Source organism: Nostoc sp. DedQUE09 (assembly GCF_034530915.1).
Classification (GTDB): domain Bacteria; phylum Cyanobacteriota; class Cyanobacteriia; order Cyanobacteriales; family Nostocaceae; genus Nostoc.
In genome coordinates this window covers 154,894-167,791 of record NZ_JAVRCE010000003.1, presented here as the reverse complement: position 1 = coordinate 167,791, position 12,898 = coordinate 154,894, and the positions used below count along the sequence as shown (strand labels likewise).

Annotated in this window: 13 protein-coding genes and 1 pseudogene; 10 read left to right on the top strand and 4 right to left on the bottom strand. The window is 43.4% G+C overall.

The features are described 5' to 3' along the window. Window positions 1-34: 34 nt before the first annotated feature. The 4 genes from RMY27_RS03165 to RMY27_RS03150 all read left to right on the top strand — a co-directional run bounded on the left by RMY27_RS03165 (window position 35) and on the right by RMY27_RS03150 (window position 5,058). Window positions 35-3,985 carry a tetratricopeptide repeat protein gene (locus RMY27_RS03165; protein WP_322660340.1) on the top strand — a complete coding sequence of 1,317 codons (3,951 nt, stop codon included), beginning with the start codon at window positions 35-37 and terminating at the stop codon, window positions 3,983-3,985. 124 nt (window positions 3,986-4,109) lie between these two features. Beyond that, window positions 4,110-4,382, top strand: a complete 273-nt coding sequence (locus tag RMY27_RS03160) for a hypothetical protein (RefSeq protein ID WP_322660338.1) — start codon at window positions 4,110-4,112, stop codon at window positions 4,380-4,382. Next, complete coding sequence (locus RMY27_RS03155; protein ID WP_322660336.1) at window positions 4,379-4,777, top strand: type II toxin-antitoxin system VapC family toxin; 399 nt, start codon at window positions 4,379-4,381, stop codon at window positions 4,775-4,777. The genes RMY27_RS03160 and RMY27_RS03155 overlap by 4 nt, the downstream gene beginning before the upstream one ends. Next, window positions 4,768-5,058, top strand: coding sequence for a hypothetical protein (locus RMY27_RS03150; RefSeq protein WP_322660334.1), 291 nt, complete (start codon window positions 4,768-4,770; stop codon window positions 5,056-5,058). Before RMY27_RS03155 ends, RMY27_RS03150 begins: the two co-directional genes overlap by 10 nt. 127 nt (window positions 5,059-5,185) lie before the next feature. Here RMY27_RS03150 and RMY27_RS03145 read toward each other — a convergent pair whose 3' ends face one another. Further along, complete coding sequence (locus RMY27_RS03145; RefSeq protein WP_322660332.1) at window positions 5,186-5,659, bottom strand: DUF4385 domain-containing protein; 474 nt, start codon at window positions 5,657-5,659, stop codon at window positions 5,186-5,188. Window positions 5,660-5,736: 77 nt separating this feature from the next. Here RMY27_RS03145 and RMY27_RS03140 point away from each other — a divergent pair, with 77 nt between their 5' ends. Together RMY27_RS03140 and RMY27_RS03135 are read left to right on the top strand one after the other, a co-directional pair. Beyond that, the gene (locus tag RMY27_RS03140; RefSeq protein WP_322660330.1) at window positions 5,737-6,204 is read left to right on the top strand and encodes a VOC family protein; all 468 of its coding nucleotides are present in this window, start codon (window positions 5,737-5,739) and stop codon (window positions 6,202-6,204) included. Between the two features lie 28 nt (window positions 6,205-6,232). Next, the gene (locus RMY27_RS03135; protein WP_185585967.1) at window positions 6,233-6,529 is read left to right on the top strand and encodes a hypothetical protein; all 297 of its coding nucleotides are present in this window, start codon (window positions 6,233-6,235) and stop codon (window positions 6,527-6,529) included. 78 nt (window positions 6,530-6,607) lie between these two features. Here the strand turns inward: RMY27_RS03135 and RMY27_RS03130 are convergent, their stop codons facing one another. Both RMY27_RS03130 and RMY27_RS03125 read right to left on the bottom strand, forming a co-directional pair. Beyond that, complete coding sequence (locus RMY27_RS03130; protein WP_322660327.1) at window positions 6,608-7,288, bottom strand: Uma2 family endonuclease; 681 nt, start codon at window positions 7,286-7,288, stop codon at window positions 6,608-6,610. 76 nt (window positions 7,289-7,364) lie between these two features. Further along, the gene (locus RMY27_RS03125) at window positions 7,365-8,171 is read right to left on the bottom strand and encodes a class I SAM-dependent methyltransferase (RefSeq protein WP_322660325.1); all 807 of its coding nucleotides are present in this window, start codon (window positions 8,169-8,171) and stop codon (window positions 7,365-7,367) included. Between the two features lie 45 nt (window positions 8,172-8,216). On the opposite strand from RMY27_RS03125, the pseudogene RMY27_RS03120 reads away from it, so the two are divergent. From RMY27_RS03120 to RMY27_RS03105, 4 genes and pseudogenes are all read left to right on the top strand, one after another. Next, a pseudogene (locus RMY27_RS03120) lies at window positions 8,217-8,468 on the top strand (ABC transporter permease); the annotation flags it as partial. 101 nt (window positions 8,469-8,569) lie between these two features. After that, a complete protein-coding gene (locus tag RMY27_RS03115; protein WP_322660324.1) occupies window positions 8,570-9,328 on the top strand; it encodes an ATP-binding cassette domain-containing protein in 759 nt (252 codons plus the stop codon). Continuing rightward, window positions 9,325-9,957, top strand: coding sequence for an ABC transporter permease (locus RMY27_RS03110; protein ID WP_322660322.1), 633 nt, complete (start codon window positions 9,325-9,327; stop codon window positions 9,955-9,957). The genes RMY27_RS03115 and RMY27_RS03110 overlap by 4 nt, the downstream gene beginning before the upstream one ends. A gap of 3 nt (window positions 9,958-9,960) precedes the next feature. Beyond that, the gene (locus RMY27_RS03105) at window positions 9,961-10,860 is read left to right on the top strand and encodes a glycine betaine ABC transporter substrate-binding protein (protein WP_322660319.1); all 900 of its coding nucleotides are present in this window, start codon (window positions 9,961-9,963) and stop codon (window positions 10,858-10,860) included. Window positions 10,861-11,061: 201 nt separating this feature from the next. Here the strand turns inward: RMY27_RS03105 and RMY27_RS03100 are convergent, their stop codons facing one another. Continuing rightward, the gene (locus tag RMY27_RS03100) at window positions 11,062-12,621 is read right to left on the bottom strand and encodes a calcium-binding protein (protein WP_322660317.1); all 1,560 of its coding nucleotides are present in this window, start codon (window positions 12,619-12,621) and stop codon (window positions 11,062-11,064) included. Window positions 12,622-12,898 lie beyond the last annotated feature (277 nt).

Sequence of the window (12,898 nt, the reverse complement as noted above, 5' to 3'; positions counted from 1 at the left end):
GTGAAGGTTATTGTGCAATCTACCCTTGCAAACCATGCCGCTAAACTTTGCCTTCGCCCTCAGTCAACAGCAAACTTTTGAACTGCGCTGTGATTATGGTTCACGCCGCTTGGATAAAACGGAGTTGGCAGCACTCATTGATTTGTGTGAGCAAAATTACTATGCTCAACAAAGAGATCGTCTACCCTATCTCACCCAGTTGGGACGGCAACTTTATCAATGGCTGGATGGTAAAGAAGGATGGCTGAGAAAGTCGCTGGATGAGGCGGATGAGCAAACGATTTATCTCGATTTGATTCAAACCAGCGAAGCGCAGGGGTTGAACCCGGAAACAGAACGGGTAGCGTTGGGATTGGCACATTTGCCTTGGGAATTGCTACATGATGGTGCAGGGTTTTTAATCGAACGCCAGAATCTTTCCGTTTTGCCAGTGCGTTCTGTGCAACAGCGTCAAACCCAAGTTATCGGCGTGCAAAATCGCCCGTTGCGGTTGCTTTTCATGGCAACTTCTCCTGAAGATCCCAGAGTTCCACCATTAGGGTTTGAGCAGGAAGAAGCGAACATTTTGCAAGCAACTAAAGATCAGCCCTTGGCGTTGATTGTTGAGGAAAGTGGCTCGGTTGCAGAGTTAGCCAATTTGGTGAAATCCTACCCAGAAGACTATTTTGATGTCTTTCACCTTACGGGACACGGGATAATTTATACCCAACAAGGCTACGGCTCTTTGCTGCCAAAAAGTGTAACCCTGGCAGACAATACCCCCTGCTTCATCACTGAAGATGAGGTGGGAAATATGCAACTGACTACCGTCAACGACTTAGCTAGAGCCTTTCACGGACGCTGGCCCCGTGTAACTTTTCTCTCTGGTTGTCATACGGGACAGGTTCCTAACAAGGGGACAGTACCCTCGATGGCGCAGGCATTGGTGAAAGCGGGGGCAGGTATCGTTTTAGGCTGGGCGCGTCCGGTGTATGACCGCACGGGTATTGTAGCGGCACAGGCACTTTATCAAGCTTTGGCGACGGGGGCAACTGTTGAAGAAGCAGTCAAAGCAGCGCAGCAGGAGATGATTGACAAAGAATGCACCGACTGGTATCTGTTGCGGATGTATCGGGATACGCGCCCGATTGCAGAACTGGTGACACCACTGAGAACAAAAAATCGTGAAAAGCTGAAGTTTACAGCGCCAGAGCAAGAATTTCTCGATGAGAATAATCTAGTTAAAGTTGCCAGTCGGTTTGAGTTTGTCGGACGCAGACGACCTTTGCAACGGTGTCTCAGGGCATTGCGGGAAACCAGCGACCAAATCGGGGTGTTTATTGCTGGGATGGGCGGATTGGGAAAAAGTACCCTGGCGGCGCGGTTATGTACGCGGGTGCAGACGCAGCGTGACAATTTTGCGCGAGTCGTTTTGATTGGCCCTCTGGATGAGTGGGGTTTGTTGAATAAGCTTTCTAATAAGTTTGAGCGGTTTGCAGATGTGCCAGCACTTTTGAATGAACCAAAGGTGTCTTTGAAAGGGCGGTTGCAAAACTTTTTTGCAGCGATTGAAAAGGAACACAACCAACCTTTGCTGCTGGTGCTGGATGACTTTGAGCAGAATATCCCCACAGCTAATATTGAAGATGGTTCGCTGTGGATGACGGCAGATGCTTACGAGATTTTAGGGGCGATTTGTGCGGCATTGGCGGAGAACGGGGGAGAAAGTCGGCTGATTGTCACCTGTCGCTATTTGAAATCAGACACTTTGCCACCTCATCGCCTGCATTTGGAACACCTGGAACAGATGAGCAGCAGTGATATTGATAAAATCTGCTTTCCCTTAGATAAAGAAGTTAGGCAGCAGTTAAGAACTCAGCAAATTATTCACATTGCTGATGGTAATCCCCGGTTGCTGAAGTGGCTATTAGAGGTGATTCAGCAGCCGGGATTAGCGGCGGATGAATTATTGAATCGTCTGGAGGAGACTGAGCAGAAATTCCGCGAAGATATTTTGGCACAAACTCTGCTGGATGCTTTGGAACCGGAAGAACAAAAGTTTTTGGCACGGTTGAGTGTGTTTCATCTGCCTGTGACGGAGGAGATTGTCAGGGCAATTTCTACCGCCGGGGGATTGGCAGTTTTGGGCAAGCTAACCAGCCTTAGCCTAGTTGAATCTGCCATCACTCACCCCAACCAGCCAGCTAATTATCGGGTGACGACAATTTTAGAACCGTTGCTGGAACCATTGTTGAGTGAGGAAGAATGGCAAGCAACACGACAGCAGGCGGTAAGGAAAATCCATCAAGTCTGGTGGGGGGAGTCTGAGCAAAAAACGGAAGCAGAAGCACTGGAAATTGTGCGGTTAGGGCTGCTGGCAAAAGAGCAGGAAATTGCTGTCAGCATTGGGGAAAAAATCGCTACTTTTTGGTCGAATACTTACCGTTATGTGGAAGTAGTACAACTTTGTTCTCAAATACTGCAAAATTTCTCGGATTACCGTATCTTGGCAAGCATTGCACCAGCAGAATTTGTATTAGGAAGTGCCGAAAATGCACTTAGCCATTATCAGAAAGCCTTGGATTGTTGTCCTGAGGAGGATGAAATTCGTAAAGCTACTATATTCCATAACACAGCAGGTCTAATGGCCCAACAAGGAGAAATTCATGGAGCGCTACAATTCTGGCAGGAATCACTAAAAATTAAGGAGTGCATTGGCGATTCCGAAGGAAAAGCTCTTACCCTCAACGATATGGCACGGGTGATTGCCCAACAGGGTGACATCCACAAAGCACTTCAACTGTCTAGACAAGCGTTGGAAATCGAGGAGCGCACAGGGAATCTCCAAGGAAAAGCTAATGTTCTCCACCAAATAGCGAGAGTCCTAGCCCAACAGAGTGACATCTCACAAGCACTGCAATTATGGCAGGAATCTTTAGAAATCAAGGACAAAATTGGAGATGCTCTAGGAAGAGCTGCTACACTCCACCAAATGGCAAGAGTCATAGCCCAACAGGGAGACATCCCACAAGCACTGCAATTATGGCAGGAATCTTTAGAAATTGATGAGGGTATAGGCAATGCTCAAGGAATTGCCGCTACTCTCAATGATATGGGACAAGTGATTGCCCAACAGGGTGACATACCGCAAGCACTGAAGTTATGGCAGCAAGCCTTAGAAATTAGTGAGCGCATAGGATCTGCCCAAGACCAAGCTTCCGCCCTCAGCGGTATAGGATGCGTACTTTTCCAAGAAGGCGATATACCGCAAGCACTGAATTTATGGCAACAAGCTTTGGCAATTAATGACCATATTGGCGATGCTAGAGCAAAAGCCTACATCCTAAATAACATGGGGCAAGCAACTCTCAAACAGGGTGACATACCGCAAGCACTGAATTTATGGCAACAAGCTTTGACAATTAGTGAGCATATTGGTGATGCCAGAGGGAAAGGTTTCACACTAAACAATATGGCGTGTACAGCTTTTGAACAAGGTGAAATTTATAGAGGTTCAAAGTTACTGGAATTGTCAGCACGAGCTTTAGGGGAGTCAAAAGCTTATGTAGACTTAGTAAAAGTCCTAATTAATTTGGGCGTAGCATCTGCAAGTAAGTGTCTTCTTTATCTAACTCAAGCTACATGGCTTTGTCTGAGGCTTCAAAGCCCTTTATCAAAGCCTATTGTGCCAATTATTGCTTTATATAATGCAGTACCTCAAGGCGATGAATTACAAGCTTTGCTAGGAGCAACGGCAATGTTCTTGTGCAATTACCGAGATGAAGGTCACCCGCAGTTAGAGGAACTCCAACAGCATAGTTTGAGGATGATATCAGAGGCGGCGGGTAGACAGGGAGTTAAGACACAGGAAGCGTTTGATGCTTGGGTTTTCCAGCAAAGACTAAATGATCCAGAATATTTCCTCCCTCGGCTCAACCAACGCCTAGAGGAGATTGTCGGGGATGGGTGGTTGTTTGACCCCAGTCAAGTTTCAATGGGTGAATAAGGAGAGATGCGATCGCCTTAATCTTAATGATTTTTGTTGGCTTGTCCAGAGAACTGATGCAATGAAGATAAGGGAGATGCGATCGCGTTAATCTTAAATTAATCGCTCACAATCTAACCAGCTTATGCAGTCCTTCAATATTACTCTGCCAGATGCGATCGCTAATGCTCTCAATGCCTATATCAAAGATCAGGAAGTTTCCATACCCGCGAATGTCGTTGCAGAAATTGCTTTAGAAGATTTTCTTTGTCAACGCGGCTATTTGGTTTCACGAAAGCAAGGTCTATCTCTTACTCCTGCACCAAAGGGAAGCGGATTTAAAGATGCATCGGTAAATCACGATAAAATTCTAGCTGAACAAGCATTTTTACAGTCATTACCACCAAACACACCTTGAGAGCCGTATTTGCTGACACTGGACCTTTGTACGCTGCTGTAGATGTAGACGACCAATATCATGAGCGTTCACAAGCTGAACTAAAACGGATCAATACAGAAAATTTAATAATCCTAGTTCCCTTTCCTGTTTACCTGGAAACATATAATCTTTTGCTATATCGTCTCGGAGCTGAACAAGCGATTAGCTTTGCTAAACAGTGTAGAGAAGCAGTTAATTTCGTTAATCCTTCACAGGAGCAATATACAGCAGCAGTGGAAAAAGCTGCAAATTTTCCAGATCAACGGATTACCCTGTGCGATGCTGTCACTGCTATTTTGTCAGAGGAAATGAAGTTACCCGTGTGGACGTATGACTATCATTTCGATTTGATGCTGATTCCGGTATGGCGATAAACAACTATTGCCCAGAGAAAGGATGCGATCGCGTTAATCTTAAATTAATTGGTGACAATACCACGTTCACGAGTATCAAAGACTCATTAAAGGAGTTCAAAGGCTCATTAATGGAGTTCAAAGACTCATTAAAGGAGTTCAAAGACTCATTAATGAAGCTCAAAGACTCATTAATGAAGCTCAAAGGCTCATTAAAGGAGTTCAAAGGCTCATTAATGAAGCTCAAAGACTCATTAAAGGAGTTCAAAGGCTCATTAATGAAGCTCAAAGGCTCGCCCTGACCAATGGAATTCACGGCTATACAGACAAAAGCTACCGATCGTGGGTTTCCAATTCCTGAGTCCGCGCAGGCGGACTTTGTTTGTATAGCCGCGATTTCTAATCGCCCAGTATATTTATTTACAAAGGTCAGATACTCTCATACATCTGCTTATGCTTGGCTAAAAGCTCTTGATATTTCTCATTTGTCTTTGCTTCTACCCACTTAGCTTTAAATATTGCTGCTGATTCCGCTTTAACTGCGTCTACTTCATAAGGAAGAATCTCTTTTTTATCACCTGAAGCATCCGAATTTTGTTTATATTTCCTGCCACTTTTATGATTAGCATAACGGCGAGAGCGAGTATAACCCATTTGGATAAACTTTCGTGCCATATCCGCACCGACAAAATCATCTTGTTCTAGATAATCAAGAAACATCTTGTAGATTTTTTCACTCGACTCTCTAGCAATATCAGGGGTTTTAAACCGCCAGTAAGGAAGAATTTCTGATTTGTATGGTTCAACCAAAAGTACACCCTGCTCACCCTTGCCAACACGATAGAGTTCAGGATGTTGGCGAAAATCAATATTTTTAAAGTCTAAAGAATAATCAAATGCCATGATAGATTTTTATTATGAATACTAAACTTTAAGTAAAAAGTTCAGCTTCTATCAAAATATTGAGATTTTGTTTTACTATGCTATCTAGCACCCAATCCGCGAACAGTGTCCTTGCGCCAGGAAATCTGCGTAAAGTGCATCACATTGCTCTCAACGTCCGGGATATGCAAGCTTCCCGCCACTTTTATGGCACAATTCTGGGTTTGCACGAACTCACAGGTGACGAAGTACCCGCAACCCTGGTGGAACTTGTCGCATCTGGGAAAGTAGCCAACTTCATCACCCCGGATGGTACGATTCTCGATTTATTTGGGGAACCAGAATTATCACCACCAGATCCCAATCCAGAGAAGACATTCACCAGAGCATACCATCTCGCCTTTGATATTGATCCGCAGTTATTTGATCGCGCGGTGACAGTGATCAGAGAAAATAAAATAGCGATCACACATGGCCCAGTCACTCGTCCTACTGGTAGAGGAGTGTATTTTTACGATCCAGATGGCTTTATGATTGAAATTCGTTGCGATCCAGAAGCTAGTTAACTTAGGGGTAATAACAAAAGTATTTACTATGGCTGCAAATCTCACGCAAATCTTTAAAGTAATTGAAGACACAATCACAAAACCGCCAATTCCACACGAACCATACAAGCAATCACTGAAAGCCTGGGCGATGTATTGTTTGCGAGACAAAGGTTTTATAGTCGCTTATGCTCAAAATGCCGACTTTGCCATTGAAAGAAAACGTGAAGAAAAGCTATATTTTAAAGTTTCAAACAGCCCCGATGATTTAGATAATTCTTTTAACTGGATTGTTTGGGATAGTGTAACCAAAAGCGCCAGTCTCATTCCCCAAAAAATAGACTGATGCCAAACTAGTCATCAAATCTTTTCCTGATTCTTTAACTATTCTGACTCCTGTTAGCGCAGCGGAGCATAGCCCATTCTAACTAGACAACTTCTGCACAAATATTTGATGTTCTGGTGAATTTAATCCCAACTGCAATACAGCCAATACTTGTTGCATATTGCCAGCAATTAAATCGGACATTGATAGCCACAAACCAGGAAAGACTTGACTTTTGATAATTCCATCGGCGTTCACTTCCAAGGAGACATATTCTCCTTGTTGCAGGCTAAACCAATCTAATTTGTTTTCAAATATTTGCCAAACAATATATTCTTTTACTCCATTACGACCATAAACTTTTTTCTTGTCATGTAAATCAATAGCAACGCTGCTAGCTGCTATCTCAATTACAAGTTCTGGCGCACCTTCGATGTAATCATCACCACTAAAACGAGATTGTCCTTTAGCTGCTGGTGTGATTAATAGCACTCCATCAGGTTGCGGTTCATTGTCTCGATCTAAGCGGACTGTTGGCTTAATTCCCAATCTCACACCAGGGGTTGATGCTTCATAAACTCCCAACCAAGTTATTGTATGGCCATGTGGTTCAGCATGACTTTCAAAGCGTAACGGCGATGCTAAGTATACAACTCCTTCAATTAATTCTGCCTTTTGATGACGGGGCATTGCTTGATAGCGTCGTTCAAATTCGTAGCGAGTGAGGCGATCGCCATTTTCTAAATGAGGAATTTGCTGCTTGAGTGATAGGTTGACCATGATTTTCTGCTCTGGCAAGGAGTCTTACTTTCTTATGGCTTGGTACATATTTTTCTACGGAAATACTGCCCAAGCCTCATTTTGTTAATAAATCGCTAGAATCAGGTTTTTCAAATATCATTAAATGCTGTTGAGGTAACAGGTTTTTAGTTTCCCGCCAAACCAAACCAACAGCTTGCATTTCTTTACGGGCTTGCTTTTGAGTCATTTTATGCAGACGTTTAATCATAATAAAGGGATTTTCACCCCGATACTCAACCAGCACCACCTTTCCACCTGGTTTAAGTGCTTTCACAACTCCTTGCATCACTTCTTGGGGATACTCAAGTTCATGATAAGCATCTACCATCAAGGCTAAATCGATACTTTCAGATGGTAGGTTGGGGTCAGTAAAAGTTGCTAAAATCGGCTCAACATTGGTGATATTTTTCTCTTTTTTGAATAACCCAATGATTTCCAACATTTCTGGTTGAACATCAACAGCTAACACCTTACCTGTTGTTAATAAAGGTGCGATGCGAAAGCTTAAGTAACCTGTACCAGCGCCAATATCCGCCACCACATCATTAGGTTTCAGATTCAGGAGGCTGACTACCTTACTTGGCTGTTCTTCTCCCTCTCGACTTGGACGTTCTAGCCAGCCTGCGCCAGTGTATCCCATAACTTGGGCTATTTCGCGTCCCATGTAGTATTTGCCGATACCATCTGGACTGTGGATTAGCCGTTGTTCGTAAACTGCGTAGGCGTAGCCCACACTTCGGCAAGGCTCAGTGATCATCGTAGACATCGCACTAGTTGCAGCTTGTGCTGTCAGGCTTGGATTCAGCAGCGAGCAACTCAATATCACAGCAAGAGTTACTATAAAGTGTAGAAAATTTGACATTTGGTTATGACTGATCTAGATACTTATAAGCAACAACTAAGAGAATTTTTTGCGATCGCAGCATTAATTTTTGGCAGATGGCATCCTGTGGGTAGTGCTTTGGCTTGTTTGCTGTTTGGGGCTACAGAAGCTTTACAATTGCGAATTTAGGCATTAGGGGCCAATATCCCTGACCAATTTTTAATAATGCTACCTTATGCGATCGCTTTATTGGCATTAGTGGGTAAATTGGGGAAATCTACACCCCCTAAAGCTTTAGGTACTCCTTACTTTGGAGAAAATCGCCACTCAGACTAATTTAATAATTTGCTCAAACCCCTTATCTGGCAAATCGGGGGTTAGCACGCTAGCAAAATCAGCACATAATACATATAGCTAGCGTCCACCAAAAGCCATTAATGCCGCAAAATAACCAAACAACCGTCGAATTCCGCGATGTTACCTTTAGCCGCAATCATCGCCCCTTGGTGTCAAACCTCAATTTCACCATTCGCCAAGGAGAAGCACTAGTATTACTTGGGCGCAGTGGTAGCGGCAAAACTACAACAATGAAGCTAATTAATCGCCTATTTACACCTACACAAGGCGAAGTTTTATTTGATGGTATTCCCACAACTGAATGGGATGAAATTAAACTGCGGCGAAAAATTGGTTACGTAATTCAAGAAATTGGTTTATTTCCCCATTTCACTGTAGAACGCAATGTGGGTTTAGTCCCGTCTTTAGAAGGTTGGCAACCGAAACAAATTAAAATGCGGGTTTATGAATTGTTGCAACTTGTAGGCTTAGAACCAGCACAATTCGCCGGGCGTTACCCGCACGAACTTTCGGGAGGACAAAAGCAAAGAGTCGGTGTAGCCAGGGCTTTAGCAGCAGATCCGCCAGTGTTGTTGATGGATGAACCCTTTGGCGCACTCGATCCAATTACGCGCCTAGAACTGCAACAAGAGTTTCGGCATTTGCAGCAAGAGTTAGGTAAAACAGTTGTTTTCGTCACCCACGATATTCAAGAAGCCTTTGTCTTAGCATCGAGAATTGGTTTAATGTCTGGCGGAGAATTGATAGTATTGGGGACGACAGATGAATTTATGCGATCGCAACACCCAGAAACCCTTGCCTTTCTTCAATGTCTGCGTTCCTTGCAAGATACTTTATGAAAAATTTCTTCCTCGTTAAGTATGCCCCAGAAATCCTTCAGCATACTCTCGAACATCTATTTTTGGTAGGCATTGCCATTGGAATTGCCATACTTGTAGGCATTCCTTTAGGTATTTTGATTACACGTAAAACCTATCTCCGCCAGCCAATTCTCGGCATAGCAAATATTTTTCAAACTATTCCCAGTTTGGCGCTGTTTGGCTTACTCATTCCTGTTCCCATAATTGGCGGAATTGGCGCAGTACCAGCTATTGTTGCTCTGACTGTATATTCCTTGCTGCCAATAATTCGTAACACTTACACAGGTATTACTGGCGTAGATCCAGCGATTCGAGAAGCTGGGAGAGGCATGGGAATGACAGATAGACAATTATTGTTGCAAGTTGAAATTCCTTTAGCACTGGGATTTATTTTGGCAGGAGTGCGAGTAGCAACAGTCATTGCCATTGGTATTGCAACTATTGCAGCGGCTATTGGTGCAGGTGGTTTAGGAGTGTTTATTTTTCGCGGCATATCAGTAGTGAACAATCAGTTGATTTTAGCTGGTGCAGTTCCGGCGGCGGCAATTGCATTACTCGCTGACTTCGCAATTGGCTTGATGGAGAATAAATTAAAAATTAAAAGTTAAGTAATGAAAAGATTTTTGGCATTGTGCTTTTTAACTTTTGCTTTGTTGCTGGTAATCGCTGGCTGCACGGGAAATATCAATAGTAATAAAGATGCTAATATAGTTGTTGCTTCAAAAGATTTTACTGAACAAGATATTTTAGGCGAATTGTTAGCGCAGCAAATCGAGGCGACAACTAATTTAAAAGTAGCTCGTCGTCCCCGTTTAGGTGGTTCATTTGTTTGCCATAACGCTATTAAGGCTGGCATAATTGATGCTTATATTGAGTATACAGGCACAGCTTTGACTGCAATTTTAAAGCAAAAACCAGTTAATAAATCCGAAGAAGTTTACGAAATCATAAAACAAATATACGCCCAGCAATTCAATCTGGAAGTGATGCCTAGCTTAGGTTTTGAAAATACTTTTGCGATGATTATCCGAGGTGAAGATGCCAAGCAGAACAATATTCAAACTCTCTCCCAAGCTACTCAATATACACCGCAGTGGCGTGGCGGTTTCGGTTACGAATTTTTAGAACGCGAAGATGGTTTCCCAGGATTAGCTAAAACTTACGATTTGCGTTTTGCTAAACCACCCCAAATTATGGACTTGGGTTTAATATATCGTGCTTTGATTCAAAAACAGGTGGATATGGTAGCAGGTAATTCCACTGATGGGCAAATTTCTCGCTTGGGTTTAGTTGTACTCAAGGATGATAAACATTATTTTCCACCTTACGAAACTGTGCCAATTGTTCGACAAGAAATATTAAAAAAATATCCCGAATTAAAAACAGCGATCGCTTCCCTCTCTGGAAAAATTTCGGCAGATGAAATGCGGCAATTAAATTATTTAGTTGAGGGGGAATTACGTGATGTTAAAGATGTTGTTCAGGAGTTTCGCAAATCGAAGGGATTATAATAATTCGTAATTAAGGGTTAGCGTAACTTTCCAATCTCCCAAAAGCTTCAACACCGCGCCAGGTGGTAACTCGATTCTTTCTGCTGTAATTACGGTATCCATAATTAGCTCATATTTTAGATATTGGCGTAGACGCGTTCGCGCAGCGTCTTGTAAAGAAGCGGCTTGTCGCCAGACATCGCATCACATGGAGGACAAGGATTAAACAACCACAAAATTGTTGTTCGTTAGTGACAATCCGGCAGATAATCCGGCAAATTGTACCTGAGTAAATGCGTCTGCACTACCATCAGAGTCAAAGAACAATGCACCTGTAGTGGAGTTATAAATAAATCGCTGGAGAAGAGTGGTTGCAGATTCTCCAAGTGTAAACTGACTTGCCTGAAGTACACCTACTGATAAACCGCCACCAAAACCAGCAGCCGACACCTGAATTAATTCATTCGGTTCATTAATGCTACCGAAGTCACGTATCAGATCAAGACCTTCATCGAAACTATTGAAAACAAAGGTATCAGTGCCACCTTCCCCAAAAAGCCAATCATTACCACCACCGCCTGTAAGGCTATCATCGCCATTACCACCGTTGAGGGTGTTATTACCACTGGCACCAGAGGCTGTTAGAGTATCATTACCATCGCCCCCAGAGAGGAGGTTCTTGCCAGATGAGCGAGAGCTGGAGTAAACATCAAAATATTGGTACGAATCGCCAGAGATATCGAGAAAATCATTGCCATCGCCTCCAAAAAGCAGGTTATCGCCTGATGAACCTGTAGCATCCAAAATATCGTTACCAGCACCACCGTTGAGGGTGTTATCGCCATTTGAGCGAGAGCTAGACGATTGGAGATCAGTGCTGGTTTCATTCCCAGAGATATCTAGAAAATCATTGCCATCGCCCCCATCTAAGAGGTTATCGCCAAGTGAACCGCTAGCATCCAAAGAATCGTCACCAACACCACCGTTGAGGGTATTATTGCCTAAAGAGCGATCGTCGAGATTTTTGCCGTATATGGAGACGTATTCGGATAAGCTGATGTCGCTGCCAGAGGCGAAGAGAGAATCATTGCCATCGCCACCATTAAGCAGATTATTGCCTGAGGGGAAGTCAGCATCCAAAAAGTCGTTATCAATACCACCATTAAGGGTATTATTGCCCGCACCACCCCTCAAAATGTCATTGCCGCTTAAGCCTTCAATAATGTCATCACCCCCTTGACCATTGATCACATCATTGGAATTGTCAAATCCGCTAACATTGTTGTTGAGGTCGTTTAGAAAGGTGACTGTATTTTTTTTAAACACAGTGCTTTGGGTGGAGTTGGCATCGAAGACATCAAAGCTGTCGGTGATGGTAGTTTGCCCAAAAAACAGAATATTGCCCAAATCTACAGTGGCTCCAGTAGATTTGGTGAGGTTTTCCAGGTTGGACAGGGCAAAGTTTTCCAAAATGATTTTGCGACGAAAGGTAGACTCTTGAAAGTTGATTTCCAGGTTGTTGCCATTCTGGGTAAGGATCAAGTCTTGGGCAGTGAAGCCACTATTACTCTGGAAATTTAGGGTATCCACTTCAGCAATGACTGCTGCTGTTGGGTTTGTTGTTTTACCTACTCCACCAAAATCGGTGATTACACTCGTATAGGAGGGGTTGGCGCTCTCAAAAAATATATCGTTGCCACCGCCACCAGTTAGGGTGTCATCGTAGCCACCTAAAGCGCCCTGTAGGGTGTCGTTACCGCTGGTTCCAATGATAATTGCCATAAGTTTTTCCTACTTGAATCGATTTTGGGAGTAACTTCAGTTGTCATATCATGTTCGCTTGATTACTTACTAAACCCGAAGAACCCCACCCCGCCAAAGCTACGCTTCGTCTCCCCTCCCCGCAAGCGGGGAGGGGATTAAGAGGTGGGGTGCAATGACTGTGGAAATCATAACTAATTAGGCGGACATGATATCAATAATCGAGTTGGTGTTGTTTGATGGCACAAATAATCTGCCAAAAGTTAAAGCTTTCAGCATACTTTATTCAATGACATGA